The 16,984-nt window shown below is 40.3% G+C and carries 18 protein-coding genes; 15 read left to right on the top strand and 3 right to left on the bottom strand.

The annotated features are described in order from the left end of the window. The first annotated feature begins 107 nt into the window (after nt 1-107). Complete coding sequence (locus FN960_RS10235; protein ID WP_143848615.1) at nt 108-1,442, top strand: CitMHS family transporter; 1,335 nt, start codon at nt 108-110, stop codon at nt 1,440-1,442. Between the two features lie 102 nt (nt 1,443-1,544). On the opposite strand, the gene FN960_RS10230 is transcribed toward FN960_RS10235, so the two are convergent. Beyond that, nucleotides 1,545-2,066 carry an endolytic transglycosylase MltG gene (locus tag FN960_RS10230; RefSeq protein ID WP_143848614.1) on the bottom strand — a complete coding sequence of 174 codons (522 nt, stop codon included), beginning with the start codon at nt 2,064-2,066 and terminating at the stop codon, nt 1,545-1,547. Next, the gene (locus tag FN960_RS10225; protein ID WP_260681977.1) at nt 2,059-2,442 is read right to left on the bottom strand and encodes a hypothetical protein; all 384 of its coding nucleotides are present in this window, start codon (nt 2,440-2,442) and stop codon (nt 2,059-2,061) included. The genes FN960_RS10230 and FN960_RS10225 overlap by 8 nt, the downstream gene beginning before the upstream one ends. 296 nt (nt 2,443-2,738) lie before the next feature. Between FN960_RS10225 and FN960_RS10220 the strand changes: the two genes are divergently transcribed. From FN960_RS10220 to FN960_RS10175, 10 genes are all read left to right on the top strand, one after another. Then, on the top strand, nt 2,739-3,326 hold the full coding sequence (locus tag FN960_RS10220; protein ID WP_185971004.1) for a DUF4912 domain-containing protein: 588 nt from the start codon (nt 2,739-2,741) through the stop codon (nt 3,324-3,326). A gap of 19 nt (nt 3,327-3,345) precedes the next feature. After that, nucleotides 3,346-6,108, top strand: coding sequence for a 1,4-alpha-glucan branching protein domain-containing protein (locus FN960_RS10215; RefSeq protein WP_185971003.1), 2,763 nt, complete (start codon nt 3,346-3,348; stop codon nt 6,106-6,108). Nucleotides 6,109-6,121: 13 nt separating this feature from the next. Beyond that, nucleotides 6,122-6,880, top strand: coding sequence for a hypothetical protein (locus FN960_RS10210; protein WP_143848611.1), 759 nt, complete (start codon nt 6,122-6,124; stop codon nt 6,878-6,880). A gap of 94 nt (nt 6,881-6,974) precedes the next feature. After that, the gene (rpmG, locus tag FN960_RS10205; RefSeq protein ID WP_054712094.1) at nt 6,975-7,124 is read left to right on the top strand and encodes a 50S ribosomal protein L33; all 150 of its coding nucleotides are present in this window, start codon (nt 6,975-6,977) and stop codon (nt 7,122-7,124) included. 52 nt (nt 7,125-7,176) lie between these two features. Next, complete coding sequence (locus FN960_RS10200; RefSeq protein WP_143848610.1) at nt 7,177-7,740, top strand: 5-formyltetrahydrofolate cyclo-ligase; 564 nt, start codon at nt 7,177-7,179, stop codon at nt 7,738-7,740. Further along, the gene (locus FN960_RS10195) at nt 7,737-8,525 is read left to right on the top strand and encodes a DUF92 domain-containing protein (RefSeq protein WP_260681976.1); all 789 of its coding nucleotides are present in this window, start codon (nt 7,737-7,739) and stop codon (nt 8,523-8,525) included. The genes FN960_RS10200 and FN960_RS10195 overlap by 4 nt, the downstream gene beginning before the upstream one ends. Nucleotides 8,526-8,539: 14 nt before the next feature. Continuing rightward, nucleotides 8,540-9,559: a ThiF family adenylyltransferase gene (locus FN960_RS10190; RefSeq protein WP_143848609.1), complete on the top strand. Its 1,020-nt coding sequence runs from the start codon at nt 8,540-8,542 to the stop codon at nt 9,557-9,559. Between the two features lie 36 nt (nt 9,560-9,595). Further along, nucleotides 9,596-9,850 (top strand): protein YqgO, encoded by a 255-nt coding sequence (yqgO, locus tag FN960_RS10185; protein WP_143848608.1) that lies wholly within the window; start codon nt 9,596-9,598, stop codon nt 9,848-9,850. Nucleotides 9,851-9,990: 140 nt separating this feature from the next. Continuing rightward, nucleotides 9,991-11,526, top strand: a complete 1,536-nt coding sequence (locus FN960_RS10180) for a rhomboid family intramembrane serine protease (protein WP_143848607.1) — start codon at nt 9,991-9,993, stop codon at nt 11,524-11,526. 77 nt (nt 11,527-11,603) lie between these two features. Continuing rightward, a complete protein-coding gene (locus FN960_RS10175) occupies nt 11,604-13,064 on the top strand; it encodes a spore germination protein (RefSeq protein ID WP_143848606.1) in 1,461 nt (486 codons plus the stop codon). On the opposite strand, the gene FN960_RS10170 is transcribed toward FN960_RS10175, so the two are convergent. Next, nucleotides 13,061-13,468 (bottom strand): YueI family protein, encoded by a 408-nt coding sequence (locus FN960_RS10170; protein WP_185971002.1) that lies wholly within the window; start codon nt 13,466-13,468, stop codon nt 13,061-13,063. The genes FN960_RS10175 and FN960_RS10170 overlap by 4 nt on opposite strands. 102 nt (nt 13,469-13,570) lie before the next feature. Here FN960_RS10170 and FN960_RS10165 point away from each other — a divergent pair, with 102 nt between their 5' ends. The 4 genes from FN960_RS10165 to aspA all read left to right on the top strand — a co-directional run bounded on the left by FN960_RS10165 (nt 13,571) and on the right by aspA (nt 16,747). After that, nucleotides 13,571-14,083 (top strand): hypothetical protein, encoded by a 513-nt coding sequence (locus FN960_RS10165; RefSeq protein WP_143848604.1) that lies wholly within the window; start codon nt 13,571-13,573, stop codon nt 14,081-14,083. A 17-nt stretch (nt 14,084-14,100) separates the two neighbouring features. Then, a complete protein-coding gene (locus FN960_RS10160) occupies nt 14,101-14,292 on the top strand; it encodes a YqgQ family protein (RefSeq protein ID WP_143848603.1) in 192 nt (63 codons plus the stop codon). Between the two features lie 9 nt (nt 14,293-14,301). Next, a complete protein-coding gene (locus FN960_RS10155; protein WP_143848602.1) occupies nt 14,302-15,273 on the top strand; it encodes an ROK family glucokinase in 972 nt (323 codons plus the stop codon). A gap of 61 nt (nt 15,274-15,334) precedes the next feature. Beyond that, nucleotides 15,335-16,747, top strand: coding sequence for an aspartate ammonia-lyase (aspA, locus tag FN960_RS10150; protein ID WP_143848601.1), 1,413 nt, complete (start codon nt 15,335-15,337; stop codon nt 16,745-16,747). Nucleotides 16,748-16,984: the final 237 nt, after the last annotated feature.

The following is a 16,984-nucleotide window of genomic DNA, read 5'->3' as shown; positions in this document are numbered from 1 at the left end:
TTATGAGCGTAAATTGAATGCACTTCTGAAATCGGTTACAGTGGATAAAAGTATTTTAAGTTAAGCGTTTTCAAAGTTTGAGAGCTAGTAGGTCAGGGGGATATGAGATGTTAACAGTGATTGGATTATTAATCATAGTATTAATTGTTGGTTTATTAATGTGGGGAAAGATAAGCCCCATAGTTGGAATGGTGCTCATTCCTGTGTTAGGTGCCTTTGCGGCTGGATTTGGGCCAACTGAAATTACAGAATTTGTGGATTCCGGAATTGGTACGGTGATGAATGTTGTCATTATGTTTATATTTGCCATACTATTCTTTGGAATTATGCAAGATACAGGTTTATTTAATCCATTGATTTCTGGATTGATTAAGGTGTCAAAAGGAAATGTTGTAACGGTTGCGACCTGTACGGCGATTGTCGGTGCCATTGCTCATTTGGACGGAGCTGGGGCAACTACTTTTCTATTCACAATTCCAGCTTTATTACCTCTTTATAAACAATTACACATGAGTCGTTATTTACTGTTATTAATTATTGCTACCAGTGCGTCAGTAATGAATATGGTACCATGGGCAGGGCCAACAGGACGAGTTGCTTCTATCTTAGGTGAAAGTCCAGCCGATGTTTGGCGCCCATTAATTCCAGTCCAAATCATTGGACTAGTGATGGTTGTCATTTTAGCCTTTTTATTAGGTATTCGAGAAAAGCGTCGAATTGCGCGTAGATTTGCCAATGGAGAAATTCAAGAATCTGAATCGAGTAATTCAGGAAATCTAGCTATTCAAGAACAAGCAGCAACAATGAGTGAGGAAGCCAAAAGCTTATTACGTCCAAAATTAATGATTGTAAACATTGTTATTATGCTTTTAACTGTTGTCGCTCTATTAGAAGCTACGTGGGAGCCAGGACTTATTTTTATGGTTGCGTTAAGTGTCGCTTTAGTTGTGAACTATCCAAATGTAAAGACACAAATGGAACGTATTAAAGTCCATGCACCAAGTGCTTTATCTATGGCAGCCGTCATTCTTGCGGCTGGGGTCTTTTTAGGAATCATTCGTGAAACAGGTATGCTAGAAGCTATTGCCTTATCTCTTGTGGAAGTGCTCCCTGGAGCCGTTGTACCAAATTTGCATATCATTATGGGGATACTTGGTGTACCACTTGATTTATTAACAAGTACAGATGCTTATTACTTTGCTTTATTACCAATAGTAGATGGTATTACAAGTCAATTTGGAGTTCCGACTGAATCAACAGCTTACGCCATGTTAATTGGAAATGTAATTGGTACATTTGTAAGTCCATTTGCACCTGCTTTATGGTTGGGAATTGGTCTTGCAGGAGCTGAGATGGGTAAACATATCCGTTATTCTTTCTTATGGATGTGGGGATTCAGTATTATCCTTCTATTTATCGCAATGGCGATCGGAGTAGTATAATTCAAAAAAACCAGCGATCATTCAACTCGCTGGTTTTTTTGTAACTTATAGAAGGAATATGAAGTAATTTGTAGAATAATACATATTGAGATAGATATCTGCTTATGTAATAACTTCAAAAATTTGAGCCGTACTCATGCCGCTCGTAATCTCGTAAGCTCCAGGCTTTAAAAATCCTGCTAAATTTTGTTCCTCTGCTGCAAGAACAAATGCCTGTTTGTTATCAATGATGTTACCACGGATTAATTCATCAGCTACATCAAAGCTTGTCATTCCATTACGAATAATAAGCAAGAATACTTCTTCGTTATTGTCTTCTTCTGGCTCTTCAGCTTCTTCTTGTTCTTCCTGCTCAGTTTCTTCTTCAGCTTCTTCTTCTAATTCAGCTTCTACCTCTTGGCGGGTAGCGTTAATGACTGTGTTTAGTTCTGTTTCCCATTCCTCTGTATTGCGAACAAGAAAACCATCTGCTTCAAGCTGTTCAATCATCTCTTCAGAGCTTAGTAGCACTTCGGCCTGGACTTCTTCTGTAGCGTTGTTCTCACTGTTGAGAAAGTATACTGTTCCGCATGAAATGGTAGCCGCCATTAGCCCCAAAGAAAAGCTTCGTAACGTATTAGCCATGATAAACCACCTTTTGACCTTCATCAGGTCGATCTAGAAATGGTGTTAATACATGATCTACTTCCATGGCTGTTAATCCTGTTTCAGCCGCGATGCCTTCCGAGGAATATCCTCTTTTGTGCAAATCAAGAACATCTCTCATAATTTGTACCTGAGTTTCTGAACGAGTTGCCAGTGGAGTATGCTGTGCCACAATTTCTGCATCTAATTCTAATGTCCGAATTTGTTTTTTTAACTGATAAATCTCCTGCATAAACGATATTGACATGTTTTCAATCTGCTGTTCATATCTAGAGTTTTTCTCCTTACGAAAAAAGGATAATATGGTGAGTATTATCGCTAATCCAAGGAGAATGCCCAGTGTCCATTCCATCATAATTACGCCTCCTTACCAATGTGGAATCGTCCTTATTATACATTGGTTTTCGAGACATTTCGATTGAATCGGTGATTTTTTTTAAGAAAACAGTGATATTTAGCTGAAATGTCACATATGAAAGCTTTAAGAAGAGGATTAATCATAGACTTTAATCTTTATTTCGAGAGACAGTCTGCATTACCTGCTCTAGGACAAATTAAGACAATTTACCCTTCTTGTATCGTGTGAGCTCAAACGATATGATTTAATAACTACCTAATGAATGGGGTTCATTAATGAAAAGGGGGGCATTTATGGTTACAACCTTTAAACAATTCCTTACATCCTTTACTTTAAAGAATCAAAGTGTAATGCAGCCTTTAATAAAAGTGAATGCCCTTAGTGAGAAACAGATAGTACCTAAACGATTGGTCACTTGGACTCCTGAAAAGAAATGGGTCAACGATGATCAAGCGTTCCTTTTAGTCCAAGGTCCAAGAAGTTTAATCATGCATTGGGAGATTCAAAAGGCATCTATGGATATAGTGGGACTTCACTTGGGGGTTTCCTGGAATCAAGTATACAAACAACTACGATTACATGATGTAACAGATATGATGTACAACGGGACATATTCACACCGGCATGTAGATGTCCTTCTTCCTGAGATGACTAATAATTGGATTTTTAATCATCTGGATAGTGAGCGCTCCTATTTAGCTGAATATGGAGTAGGAGCTAAAGAGAATCATTTCATTCCTTTACTCCGCACGAATGCAGTCATCACTCCAGCTTCTACTAATTGGACAGATCCAACCACTCATTCACTGGCATGGAAGCAAATCAGTTCAACTGATTATGAATGGAAAAATCATTTCAGCAGTTATACCTACTACGAGTAGTTTCGAAAGGAGTGTTGTGATGAAAGAAGGATTTTATTCAATTGTTCTGCACGCCCACCTACCCTATGTGCGTCACTTAGAAGAACATCGTCTAGAGGAGAATTGGTTATTTGAGGCGATAACAGAATCATATATTCCTTTAATAAACGCTATAGAACAAGCGAATAAGGCGCACGCAGTAACCTTATCTATTTCTCCTCCACTTATTGAGATGCTAGCTGATCCACTATTAAAAAAGAGGTATCACCTTTATTTGAAAAATACTGAAAAGCTTTTAAAAAAAGAATATCGTTTTCAGAAGGAGAATGGTGTTTCACCAGGATTATTGAATTTTTATAAAGAAAAGTATGCGAGAATACGGTCTTTTCAAAAAAGGTGGCAAGGTCGTGTACTGGATGCTATTATCCAATTGGACAAAAGAGGATTAATGACTTGTATTACGTCATCAGCTACGCATACCTTTCTACCATACCTTTTAACGGAACAAGGAATTAGGCTTCAAGTACAGGAAGGGCTAAGATGCTTTGAGAACCATTTTAACTATCGACCCACCGGTTTTTGGACTCCGGAGTGTGCTTTTAATGAATTAGTGGACAAGGTGCTCTCAGAGGAGGGGATATGCTATACCTTTGTAGATGAACATACAGTATCCTTAGCTAAACCAAGTCCAAAGAATGGAACGAGCTCTCCTGTACTTAGTCCAAATGGAGTGGCATTATTTGCACGTCATACTGAGTTATCAGCAAAGGTTTGGAGTTCTACTGATGGTTACCCGGGAGATGAATGGTATCGAGAATTCTATCGGGACATAGCATACGAGCGTAATTGGGCTTACATAAAGCCTTACATGCACCCGGAAGGTATTCGTATAGATTCTGGGCTGAAATTTAACCGAATCACTGGAGATGTAGAGAAAAAAGCGGCGTATGAACCGGAGCGTGCAAAAAAACGTGTAATTGAGCATGCAGATCATTTTAGACAGTCTATTAATGAGCAAGTGGATCAGCATGGTCGTTCTAGCTCGCCACCATACCTCATGATGACTCCGTTTGATGCAGAGTTATTTGGTCATTGGTGGTTTGAGGGTCCCTTATGGATTAATCAGTTATTAAACGATTCGACCGACTCAGTACATTGGATTACTCCGGAGATCTATCTTAGTCAATATGGTCATTCGTTGGAAACGGTCTCAGTACCTTTTTCTACTTGGGGACGTGATGGAGATGGAAGTGTATGGTTAAATGAACGAAATTCTTGGGTTTACCCAATCTTTCATCAAATGGAAGAGGCGTTACTAACGTTAGCAAATCGTTTTAACAATCAAGCAACTGAATTTGAGACAAATGTATTTAATCAATTGGCCCGAGAATGGATGCTTGCCACGAGTAGTGATTGGGCATTTATTATGGATGGGGATACGTCAACTCAATATGCTGTCTCAAGAATTAAAGAACACGAAACACGTTTTCATGCTCTATTAAATGCTTTTATCTCTGGGGAAGCAACAACGTCCAGATTAAATGAACAATATGCCGAATATCCTTTTTTACCAAAGGTTCAAGGGACAGCTTTCCTTAACGTCAGTCGTCATCACAATCAAGATGTAACTAAGCTCACTACTAGGAAAACGATACTTATGCTTAGTTGGGAGTATCCGCCAGTAATAGCTGGGGGTCTTTCTGTCCATGTATTTGAACTTGCAAAAGCACTGGCTAAGCAGCATTACGATATTCATGTTGTAACCTGTCACGTTGAGGGATGTCTTCCTTATATGAAGGAAAATGGAATTCATGTACATCGGGTTCAAAGCCTTCAGCCGGATGCGAGGAGTTTTAATGATTGGATAGGTGGCTTAAATTTTGCCATGGTCAGGGTAGGAGTCGAGCTAGCTAAAAGCTACAGAATAGATCTTATTCATGCGCACGACTGGTTGGTAGCAGTTGCTGCAGTTGGATTGAAACAAAAACTTGAAATCCCCATTTTGGTTACCATCCATGCAACGGAATGTGGGCGAACAAAGGGACATCTTAATACAAGACAAAAACTGATTCATTCAAAAGAACAGCGACTGATGCAGGAGGCCAAACATCTAATAGTATGCAGTCAAGCAATGAAAAAGGAGCTTAGCCACTATTATAAAATCTCCGAACAGAAAATTTCGATTATTCCGAATGCTGTGAGTGAAGCTAGAAGTTACAATTACACTCTTCCTACGATAGATACTTTGCAGATATTTAGCTTTGGTCGTTTAGTTCCTGAGAAAGGGTTTCAGACATTATTAACTGCCTTATATGAGCTTGGCGATTCCATAGTCATGAATGTGAAAATTGCAGGAGAAGGCCCCTATAAGACTGTACTGGAGGAGCTTATTACAGATTATAAGCTTGGAAATCGAGTTCATCTAACAGGATTTTTAGATGATAAACAATGCTCTCAAGCTTTAGCTCTTTCTCAAATTATTGTGGTACCGAGTGATTACGAACCGTTTGGATTAGTCGCTCTAGAGGCTATGTATGCTGGTAAAGCAGTAGTTGCCTCAAAGGTTGGGGGCTTAAAGGAATTAATAACAAATGGTGAGACAGGGATGCTGTTTGAGCCAGGAGATGTTAAAGGCTTGTGTGAAATATTGATACATTTACAAGAGAATCCTTCATTGATAGGCAGATTAGGTCGGGCAGCCGCTGATTACGTAACTCGTCATTTTAGCTGGGAGCAATCCGCCATACAAACTGGTATTGAATATGACCGTGTGTTTCAAACAAACAAACTAAGTGCACATTAAAGGAGTGTTTATCATGAATCCGATTCGTACAGAACATTTTATCTGGAGTGAAGAACGACAGTTATCTCGAGTGCATCCACTATCGGCAAATAAGAGATCATCATCTATGAACATTGATGGTCAACTGAAATTCGAATCAAACCGTCAAGCCATGCTGTCACATGAAAAAGATTTAGTTGTGCCAAAAACGAGGCTGGGTATTTGGACGGACAAGGGCACATCTTGGTTCTCCACAAGTGAGTGGGATCTCTTCCCTGGTTATTACCAAAAAGACTCATTACTTGTTAGTCATGCTTACCACAGAAAAATGCATTTGTTAGTGACGGCCTTTGATCGACCTGATCAATCAAATCTAGGATTTATCCGTATGCTAACATTAAAAAATCAATCTGACAGGGAACTTAGCTTTAAACTGTTGCTTCACCAGCAATCCCTTCTTCCGCAGGCCGATGAGCATGTTACATTTTTTGTACCGGAGGAGAGAGCACTTATCCATCATCAACAGTATATAAGTACATTGGTAGCGGCAAGATTTTCCGAAGATGTAGCAGTTCGGTATGAAGCAGGGTCATTCGAAAGAAACTGGGATGATACGCTAGGTACAATACAATTTTCACCACTGGCTTCTGGTTCATCTGAGAGTATGATTGTGATCGATGTGAAAATGGAGTCGGGGCAAGAGCTGAAAGGGGCCATGTGGGTTGTCAGTCATGATAGTCTTACGGGTTTAGAGAAGGCGCATTTAGCCATTCAGCAAGAATTAATTATGTGAATGTAGACTGTAAAGAAAAAACACTTGATTAGTTCAAGACGATTTGCTATCATAATCAAGTATGACAGTAAGGAATGTTTGGAGGGATAAATTTATGCGTGTACAAGTTACTCTTGCTTGCACGGAAACTGGTGATCGTACGTACATCACTTCTAAAAACAAGCGAACAAACCCTGAACGTATTGAGCTTAAAAAGTATAGCCCGCGCCTTAAGCGCCACACACTTCACCGCGAGACAAAATAAGCAGGCGATTACGCCGCTTATTTTTTTTGATTAAAAGCAGGGAGGTGTGGCCATGAAGGAAGCCAAACGTTTGATTCGAGCGAATGTTTTAGACAAATTAATAAATATATCTAAAGAAGAACACCATCGCCTCTCTATGCAAATTGCTGCTGTATTATTTGAGCAGCCTTATTGGAAAGATGCACAAACCATTGCTCTCACCGTTTCCAGGTTTCCCGAAGTTGACACGACTTTATTGATTAATAAAGCATGGGAAGAGGGAAAAACCGTTGTACTTCCACGAATTACAAAGGAAACAAGAGCTATGCATTTTTATGAAGTACATGATTCATCTCAGCTTGAAGAATCGGTTTTTAGTTTAATGGAGCCAATTCCATCCACTACTATCCAGAGAGCTGCAGAAGAAATACATACAATGATTGTTCCTGGCATGGCATTTACTAGAGAAGGCTCTCGTTTGGGGCTTGGAGGGGGATACTATGATCGCTACTTGCCACATTTTTCTGGCGAAACCGTAGCCCTGCTTTTTTCTTGTCAGCTAGTAGCTGAGATTCCAATGGAGGATCATGATCGAGCTGTTGATCATATAGTCTCCCCAGGAGGAATTATCCGATGAATATACTATTATATCTCGGCGTGATAGGCATCGCGTTAACTGCCTACCGTCTTAAAAAGTTAACAAAGCTAGGAGCGTGCGCCTCGATTGTTGTAGGTATAGCGATTTGTTACGGTTTTGGGTTAAGTGGGTTATTGTTACTGGCAGCTTTTTTTATTAGCTCATCTGCTCTTAGCTCTATCTTCTCGTCTAAAGATATGGATCAAATGACGCTAAAGGGAAACCAACGTGATGAGGTTCAGGTTCTAGCCAATGGAGGAGTTGCAGCTGCAATTGCTGTGCTATATGCCATTGATCCATCTGATATATACCAGGTAATGTTTATAGCAAGCTTAGCTGCTGCCAATTCAGATACTTGGGCGTCTGAGATTGGAAAATTAAGCAAAAGTCTGCCCTTTCATGTGTTATCTTTCAAGCGTGTCTCCACTGGAACATCCGGGGCTGTCACTTTACTCGGAACGCTCGCAGCTTTCGCAGGCAGCACCCTCATTGCTAGTGGAACCGTTTTATTTAGTTGGAGTTCAATTGAATGGCAATTCCCGTTAATATGTGCAATTATAGTGGCAGGTTTTGTTGGGAATCTGACAGATACGGTCTTAGGTGCGACCATACAGGTTTCTTACAAATGTGACATATGTGATCAGACAACAGAAAAGCTTATTCATTGTGGTCAGAATACGGTTCACAAAGATGGCTTAACATGGGTGACGAATGACACAGTTAATGCGCTTTGTACGGTAATGGGAGCCATTACCGGCGCTGGATTTGCCTATATGATATTGTGAGGCAGGGGATTTACATGAATAGAGAGATGGAACGATATTCAAGACAAGTGCTATTCTCAGGAATAAAAGAATCTGGGCAGGAAAAGCTGTCACAGTCTAAAGTATTAATTGTAGGCATGGGTGCTCTTGGAACAGCTATTGCTAATCATCTTGTGCGTGCAGGAGTTGGTCTGGTCCGTTTGGTTGATCGGGATTATGTCGAGCTAAGTAATCTACAAAGGCAAATGCTTTATGATGAGCAAGATGTGGCGGATCATTTACCTAAAGCAGAAGCTGCCAAAGTGAAGTTAAGAAAAATGAACTCTTCTGTAGAAGTTGAAGCCAGCGTTGCAGATGTAAATGCCAATAATATTATGGGGTTTATTCGCGATATAGATGTGGTTGTTGATGGAACAGATAATTTTAAGACACGATTTCTGTTAAATGATGCATGCTTTAAGCTGGGCATACCTTTTGCTTACGGTGGGGTAGTTGGGTCAACAGGACTTACAGGAATGTTTGTTCCAGGCAGAACAGCTTGCCTCTCCTGCTTAATAGGGGCAGGTGGTTCAACGGGTGATACATGTGACACGGTGGGCGTCATCAGTCCGATTGTAGACATTGTCGCTTCATTACAATGTACAGAAACACTTAAATGGTTAACTGGTAATAAAGAGCGGTTAAATGAAAGCTTAACCTCTCTAGATATCTGGAATAACCGCCAGCATCAGATTTCAATTCTGAAACCAAAGCCTACATGTCCGACGTGCCAACAACAGGAATATCCACATCTTAACCGAAGCGAAGATGAAACGTCGATGCTATGCGGCCGAGAGACAGTGCAAATTAATCATGCGACACCTATGAATCTGGAGGAGTGGCATACCCGATTAAAACCGGTTGTACGTGAAGTTAAAAAAACCCCGTTTCTGATCCGTGCGCAGTTGCATGAGGGTGAGAAATTAGTGTTGTTCCCGGATGGACGAGTTCTTGTGCAGGGAACAGAAGAAATTAATCGGGCAAAAAGCCTCTTCAGTCGTTATATTGGCGATTAATCGTCACAGATCCCCTTTAAAATAATTAAAGGGGAGATGGATAAAAAACACTCCTTCGTCACAACGTATAATAAAAAGGAGGAGATTCTTATTCGTAATCTACTAACGGCTATCGCTCTTTTTACCGCTGTGTATATTCTTGTCACAAACAGATATCGAGTGATTAATCGTATCTTTAAATACCAGCTTCTTCGCAGAACGATCATTCATCTTGCTTTAAAGCTGCCTTTTGTTCGTGATAAATTATACAGCATCGTTTTCCACAATGACCAAGTTCCACGAATGGATTAAAAAAGATCCGACTCGTTAGCACATCCTGCTAATTGAGGCGGATTTTTTAGATACAGTGGTTCTAACTGTCATCGTAAGGTCTTCTCTTGTTATACTAAAAAAAATAATAGCTAAAGTATGTTTGCTTGAGGAGTGCGGCTATGGATGTATTAAGATCTGATTTTTATTATTGGAGATTTATCTATACACTGGTTGTTCAACAGCATTATCAGGTCTTGTCCCTGCAAGATCATGAAGTGTGGTTAACAGATGAACAAAGAAAATCAAAAAAGGTGATTCGGCTTGTTCGTACAGATATAGATTGGGCGAACCACATGAAGCAGCAAATAGATCATACCTTTGAGAGGCTTGATTCTTTGCGGAAACAGTTAAATTGGTCGCATATTCATGTAGATAATGTTTTTGTGACTGCTTTTCCTCCCGTCGATGATTGGGAACACCTGTTTAAGCAAAGGAGTAGTCAGAACGAGAAAATTGTAATGAATTCGTACTTGCTTGAAAATGATCAGAGGAAACAGCTTGAGCTAATCAGGGGTGACCTCTCCAGTTATAAGCTACCGGAAGATGAGAATTTAAATTCTTCCCAAGAGGATTATGAGCGTAGTATTCTTGAGTATCAACATGCTGTAAGAGGCTCAGTTAAACATAAACGCGATGAAGAGGAGCAAACCTTCAGTCGCGGAAAACCAATAGTTACGTTCACAATGCTTTCTCTTATTACTTTGATGTTTATTTGGCTAGAGTATTCAGGGGGAAGCACATCGACATTAACGCTAATTCAGTGGGGTGCGAAGTATAATCCACTCATCTCTGATGGCGAGTGGTGGCGTTTGATTAGCTCTATGTTTTTGCATATTGGATTTTTTCATTTATTTATGAATTCCTTAGCCCTATTCTTTTTGGGGACCTTGGTTGAAAGGATTTTTGGTTCCATACGTTTTTTTGTTGTATATATGGTAGCTGGTGTTACAGGTTCATTGGCTAGCTTTGCTTTTATGGACGCCGTGTCAGCTGGAGCTTCTGGGGCTATTTTCGGATGCTTTGGTGCCTTGCTTTATTTTGGATCTATTCATCGTGAATTATTTAGAAGAACAATGGGCGCAAATGTTATTTTCATTCTTTTGTTGAATCTTGTTTTAGGGTTCATGGTGCAAGGAATTGATATGGGTGCTCACTTAGGTGGACTTTTTGGTGGCTATTTAACGGCAGCTGTGGTTGGATTGCCAGGCCAAAAGCGGAAGTGGTATCAGTCTGTTGCGTTAGTAAGTGTTGTGGTAGGTTCGATTGTTCTTTGGTTTGTTGGAACTCATGATACGGCGTATCAGCCAGAAACGGATCTACAAATCGCTGCTGAATTAATACAAGAGAATCGTGACGCAGAAGCCGAGCCATATTTAGTACGTGCTCAAGATCGGAATCATTCACTACCCGAAATTCCATTCTATTTAGCCTATATTTATTTGAATGATGGAAGAAATGAAGAAGCGATCCCCTTATTAGAGGAAGCGATAGATATGCGTGCTTCCTTTCATGAGGCACTCTATAATCTAGCGTTGGCTCATTCATTAGAAGGCAATGAAGAAGAAGCACTTACTCTTGTAGAGGAAGCGATAGATATTCAACCCGAAGAACAGCTGTATCTTGACTTGCGTGATCAGCTACAGGCAGAAGGATAAGGCAGATCTAAACTTCTGAACCATATACATGTTTACTCTTAAACAGGTGAATAATGTATATGGACAGGAGTGGTCATATGGATGAGAAGACTCACAAAATCACAGCCTCTTATAAGGAAAATTTGCACTATCTAAAGACTGAGCTTGCCGTTGATGAAAGCTTTGACCTCATTTGTTTAGAGCTTTTTCATGGTGAAAAAAACATGGCGTTGTTTTTAGTAGATGGATTTGGGAAAGACGCGGCGATTACTGAAATACAAAAACAATTACGTTACCTAGATAAAGAAAAACTACGTGATCATCATGTGGAAGATTATCTAAGTCAACAGGTGATTCCGTATATAGAGCTCTCATCAACGGATGACCTTAATCAAGTGGTGGATGAAGTGTTATCTGGTCCATGCGCTTTATTAGTAGAAGGTATGTCTAATGTCATTCTAATGGATACTCGGGAATACCCGGTGCGTTCGCCTGAAGAACCTGATACAGAACAGGTAATAAGAGGTTCTAAGGATGGATTTGTTGAAACAATTATTATGAATGCAGCACTCATCAGGAGAAGAATTAGGGACCGAACTCTGAGAGTTAAATATGTGAAGGTCGGTAGGCGTTCTAAATCAGATTTAGCCATCGTTTACATTGAAGATATCGCAGCTTCTGATTATGTGGATCATATATACTCAGCTCTGCAGCACATAAGAACCGATGGATTACCAATGGCGGATAAAACGATTGAAGAATTTGTCTTTGGTCAGCATCTGAATCCTTACCCGCTTGTTCGATACACTGAGCGGCCGGATGTTAGTGCTACCCACTTATATGAGGGTCATTTAATTATATTAGTAGATGGTTCACCTAGTGCAGTTATTACACCAACTAGCTTTTGGCACCATCTGCAGCATGCAGAGGAATATCGTCAGAAGCCAATTATCGGAGCAGCATTAAGGCTAGTGCGCTTTGCGGCGGTTTGGTCCTCACTCTTTTTGTTACCCCTTTGGTATTTGTTAGCGACCCACTCTTCGAACCTACCTGAGGCCATTTCATTTATCGGCTCAGAAAAACCAGGTGAAATACCACTGTTTATTCAATTTTTAGTCGCGGAGACGGGTATTGAGATGCTTCGAATGGCTTCAATACATACACCTTCTGCCCTAGCTACAGCACTTGGGCTGGTGGCTGCTTTATTAATTGGGGAAGTAGCAATTGAAGTTGGTTTATTCTCACCGGAAGTAGTTTTATATCTATCAATGGCAGCGATTGGTTCATTTGCTACACCTAGTTATGAGCTAAGCTTGGCGAATCGATTGTTCCGCGTCTTCTTTTTGCTGTGCTCGGCGTTGTTTGGAATTAGTGGCTACATCATTAGTGTTACGCTGTGGCTCCTGCTTTTAACAAGAACCACTGTGTTAAACGTCCCATATCTATGGCCGTTCATCCCTTTTAATTATCGTTCCATGCGTGATGTATTATTACGAGCACCCATGCCACTTAAAAATCGAAGACCCCCTGCGCTACACCCAAAAGATCCTGATCGTTAATCCTTGTTAAATTCTTTCATATCTTTTTCGTGCAAGCTATCTTCTACAAAGATTGATGCAGGAGATGGGGAAGCAGGAGAATTGGCGCTAGCAAGAACAAGTCCAGTAGGTATACCTTCCGTTGGAGTTACAATGGTAAAAGGAACGGAGTGAGTGGAAGCAAGCTTCGTGTATTTAGAATAGAACTGATAAGAAAGATGTCCATTTATATAAAGATGGAGGTCTTTTTTTGATTGCATAATAGATGAAATTTGCTGATAGGTATTACTTGAAAGAACTTGTTTAATTGTTAATGCAAGATAAACGCGCTCCATTATAGTTGAAAGAAACAGCTTTCTTTCCTGTGGGCGAATCTCTGGCTTGCCATAAATAGCTTCTTCAAGAATGTCGTTCACTTTTTTCATGATGATGGTGCCTCCTGAAATCATATTGATTGTCCTGATTTTACTTCTGACCTCATAAACATAACATATATATCTGTACTTTGTGAAAGGAGGCACATGATTATGTGGGTTTTTCTTACAATTTTTCTCTTTGTGTTTTCTATAGGTATTGCCATTGGCGGTCTACTCGCAGGGCCAAGGGTCCTGCCTCCGTTTATTCAAATTGGTATTCTAACGGGCCTTTTCTTCATTTTTTCGTATGCAGGAATGTTTATTGGAGTTGTGTTTACACCTTTTTTTGGATTTGGCTTTATTGATTTCTTTTTAGCCATTTGTTGTTTGTTAGTGTTAATTGCCATTCTGACAAGATTTCATCCTATCTATGGGTTTTTTCCACCTCATGAAAAAACGATTGTCTGTTTACTAGCTGTCTTGTTCTTTCTTATTGGATTTCAGTGGGGCGTGATTGGTTACCGTACATTTTTTACACTGTTTATGAGTATGGTGTTTTTTCTGGCGATTGCAATAGGATTACTCATCCAAATTCACATCCGTCAAAAATTATGGCGATTTGCATATATTTCTTTTCTCCCGCTCATTTGGCTACTTTTCGTGACACTCTTTAAGCTGTTATAATAAAATAGAGGTGACCTATGTACACGTATTATGATTTGTTACAGCAAATCAGAAAGTATGGTTCATTTATCTATACTGGAAACAAAGAATTAGACTTAGCTCTGATACAAGAAGAGGTCAAGGCGTTAAAAACAAATGGTTTACTTTCCTCTAAAGAGTACAGACAGGCAATGGCAATTATCCTAAAGGAAAAAAACGCAGAGATGTAGGGGGCAGCTATGGGAGAAGAAAAATGGTTGGTAGGAATTGATATTGGTGGAACAACAATTAAGCTGGCATTTATTACGGAGTCAGGTGAGATAATATCTAAGTGGGAGATTGACACAAGCAAAGATGGAAGCGGCTCAAGTGTAGTTAACGATATTGGACGTGCCGTCCGTGGGAACTTAAGTGAGCTTGGAAAACAACCTGAAATTATCACCGCTGTTGGCGCAGGCGCACCAGGCTTTTTAGAAATGGAAACAGGTTTTGTCTATGAGGCCATTAACTTAGGCTGGAAGGATTTTGCGCTAAAGGATGAGCTTGAACAGGAGCTAGGTGTTCCGGTCGCTATAGATAATGATGCGAACATTGCAGCATTAGGGGAGATGTGGCGTGGAGCCGGTGATGGGGCAAAGGACGTATTGTTTATCACTTTAGGCACTGGAGTTGGTGGCGGAGTGATTGCCAATGGGGAGATCTTACACGGTTCCAATGGAATGGCAGGAGAGCTAGGTCACATTACAGCAGTTCCAGAAAACGGCTGGTTATGTAATTGCGGAAAAGCTGGTTGTTTAGAAACAGTTTCTTCGGCGACGGGCATTGTGAAGCTAGCAGCCGAAATCATTCCCTCACACCCTGAAAGTACTCTAAAGCCATTATTAGAAAAGGAGCAACTAACGGCTAAGGATGTTTTTGTTGCAGCTGAAAAAGAAGACCGTGCAGCTCTGGCAGTGGTAGAGAAAAGCATGTATTATTTAGGGTTTGCTTTGGCTAATTTAGCAAATACATTAAATCCAAGTAAAATTGTAATTGGCGGGGGTGTATCAAAAGGGGGTCAAACCCTATTGAAGCCTTTAATTGATGTTTACGCCAAATTTGCCTTGAAACGGGTGTATGAAGCAGCCGATATAAAAATTGCGCAGCTTGGAAATGATGCAGGAATTGTAGGAGCTGCATGGATTGCATTAGAGGCTAAGAGGAAAGCGTAACGTACGTTAATGAATAGGATAATGTAATAGCTAGAGAAGTCTAAAGGAGAACTGTTTGTACATGGAGTATCGAATTGAACGAGACTTATTAGGTGAAAAAGAAGTCCCAAAGGATGCCTATTATGGCATACAGACGATGAGAGCAAGAGAAAACTTTCCCATCACAGGGTACCCGCCACATCCTGAATTGATTAGAGCATTTGGTTATGTAAAAAAAGCTGCAGCGATGGCTAACCGAGATGTCGGTGTATTACAAACGAATATTGCTGATGCGATCATTCAGGCGGCAGACGAGATTATTAATGGTCAGTGGGTAGATCAATTTGTAGTGGATGCCATCCAAGGTGGAGCGGGCACATCCTTTAATATGAATGCAAATGAAGTGATTGCCAACCGCGCAATTGAACTACTTGGTGGGGAAAAGGGAGAATACATCCGTGTGAGCCCGAATTCACATGTGAACATGGCTCAATCAACAAATGATGCTTTCCCTACAGCTATTCATATTGCCTGTTTACAGCTTGCTGGTCAATTAGAGGAATCGTTATCTCAATTGATACAGGCAATGGAGGTCAAAGAAAAGCAGTTTGATTCCGTTCTAAAGATGGGAAGGACACATTTACAGGATGCTGTACCAATTAGACTTGGACAGGAGTTCGGAGCCTATAAACGCGCTTTGATGCGTGATTTGGGTCGTGTGAAAAGATCTGTCGGACATTTGTATGAAGTGAATATGGGGGCGACAGCCGTAGGTACAGGGTTAAATGCCTTGCCGGAGTATATCGATAAAGTGTCAGACTATTTGGCTGATATTACAGGACATCCTTTTCAAAAGGCAGAGAATCTAGTTGATGCTACACAAAATACAGATGCTTACACTGAAGTCTCTAGTGCATTAAAGATATTAGCAATTAATCTTTCTAAAATGGCCAATGACATTCGTTTAATGAGCTCTGGTCCACGCACAGGCTTTAATGAGATTAATCTTCCTCCCCGCCAGCCCGGTTCATCAATTATGCCTGGCAAAGTTAATCCTGTAATGTGTGAGGTAATTAATCAATTATCATTTCAAGTCATTGGAAATGACCATACGATCAGCTTGGCATCTGAGGCTGGTCAATTAGAGTTAAATGTAATGGAGCCTGTTTTAGTTTTTAATTTGTTACAGTCGTTTTCTATTCTCCATAATGGAATGACCGTATTTAGAGAATATGCTATTGAAGGTATTACTGCTAATGTAGAACGATGCCTAGGGCTTGTAGAAGGCAGTGTCGGAATTGTTACAGCAATTAACCCACATGTAGGCTATGAGGTTGCTACGCGGATCGCTAAAGAAGCCATCCAAACGGGTCGACCAGTGAGGGAAATTTGTTTAGAGAGAGGAATTCTTTCTGAAGAAGAGTTGAATGAAATTCTGAATCCTAAAGAGATGACAAATCCAGGCATAGCTGGTTCGCGCTTTATTTCAATGTGAATGATAAGCTGAAGGAAGAAGTAGTCTTCCCTCGGCTTATATTCGTTGTGATTTTAAAAGATATAGATAAATTTTAATAATTGACAGCGTCCAAGTTTATGTGGAATCTAGGAGTTTTATGGATAGTAGGAGGCTCATGATTTGTTTCTTCGTCTACCGCTCCCAAAATAGGGGGAACATTTGCCGTTGCAGCGGGTAGGCATCGGTATGACTATTTACACAATAATAAAGACTTGA

Source organism: Alkalicoccobacillus porphyridii (genome assembly GCF_007293315.1).
Lineage (GTDB): Bacteria > Bacillota > Bacilli > Bacillales > Bacillaceae_D > Alkalicoccobacillus > Alkalicoccobacillus porphyridii.
The sequence above is the reverse complement of the archived record's forward strand: the minus strand, read 5'-3'. Positions and strand labels throughout refer to the sequence as shown.

What these genes read in the sequence shown, in the direction of transcription:
- FN960_RS10220 (WP_185971004.1), top strand. Translation starts at nt 2,739, where the DNA reads ATGGTTACAACCTTTAAACAATTCCTTACATCCTTTACTTTAAAGAAT.
- FN960_RS10175 (WP_143848606.1), top strand. Translation starts at nt 11,604, where the DNA reads ATGGATGAGAAGACTCACAAAATCACAGCCTCTTATAAGGAAAATTTG.
- FN960_RS10225 (WP_260681977.1), bottom strand. Translation starts at nt 2,442, where the DNA reads ATGATGGAATGGACACTGGGCATTCTCCTTGGATTAGCGATAATACTC.
- FN960_RS10195 (WP_260681976.1), top strand. Translation starts at nt 7,737, where the DNA reads ATGAATATACTATTATATCTCGGCGTGATAGGCATCGCGTTAACTGCC.
- yqgO (WP_143848608.1), top strand. Translation starts at nt 9,596, where the DNA reads ATGGATAAAAAACACTCCTTCGTCACAACGTATAATAAAAAGGAGGAG.
- FN960_RS10180 (WP_143848607.1), top strand. Translation starts at nt 9,991, where the DNA reads ATGGATGTATTAAGATCTGATTTTTATTATTGGAGATTTATCTATACA.
- FN960_RS10215 (WP_185971003.1), top strand. Translation starts at nt 3,346, where the DNA reads ATGAAAGAAGGATTTTATTCAATTGTTCTGCACGCCCACCTACCCTAT.
- FN960_RS10165 (WP_143848604.1), top strand. Translation starts at nt 13,571, where the DNA reads ATGTGGGTTTTTCTTACAATTTTTCTCTTTGTGTTTTCTATAGGTATT.
- aspA (WP_143848601.1), top strand. Translation starts at nt 15,335, where the DNA reads ATGGAGTATCGAATTGAACGAGACTTATTAGGTGAAAAAGAAGTCCCA.
- FN960_RS10170 (WP_185971002.1), bottom strand. Translation starts at nt 13,468, where the DNA reads ATGAAAAAAGTGAACGACATTCTTGAAGAAGCTATTTATGGCAAGCCA.
- FN960_RS10200 (WP_143848610.1), top strand. Translation starts at nt 7,177, where the DNA reads ATGAAGGAAGCCAAACGTTTGATTCGAGCGAATGTTTTAGACAAATTA.
- FN960_RS10230 (WP_143848614.1), bottom strand. Translation starts at nt 2,066, where the DNA reads ATGGCTAATACGTTACGAAGCTTTTCTTTGGGGCTAATGGCGGCTACC.
- FN960_RS10155 (WP_143848602.1), top strand. Translation starts at nt 14,302, where the DNA reads ATGGGAGAAGAAAAATGGTTGGTAGGAATTGATATTGGTGGAACAACA.
- FN960_RS10235 (WP_143848615.1), top strand. Translation starts at nt 108, where the DNA reads ATGTTAACAGTGATTGGATTATTAATCATAGTATTAATTGTTGGTTTA.
- rpmG (WP_054712094.1), top strand. Translation starts at nt 6,975, where the DNA reads ATGCGTGTACAAGTTACTCTTGCTTGCACGGAAACTGGTGATCGTACG.
- FN960_RS10210 (WP_143848611.1), top strand. Translation starts at nt 6,122, where the DNA reads ATGAATCCGATTCGTACAGAACATTTTATCTGGAGTGAAGAACGACAG.
- FN960_RS10160 (WP_143848603.1), top strand. Translation starts at nt 14,101, where the DNA reads ATGTACACGTATTATGATTTGTTACAGCAAATCAGAAAGTATGGTTCA.
- FN960_RS10190 (WP_143848609.1), top strand. Translation starts at nt 8,540, where the DNA reads ATGAATAGAGAGATGGAACGATATTCAAGACAAGTGCTATTCTCAGGA.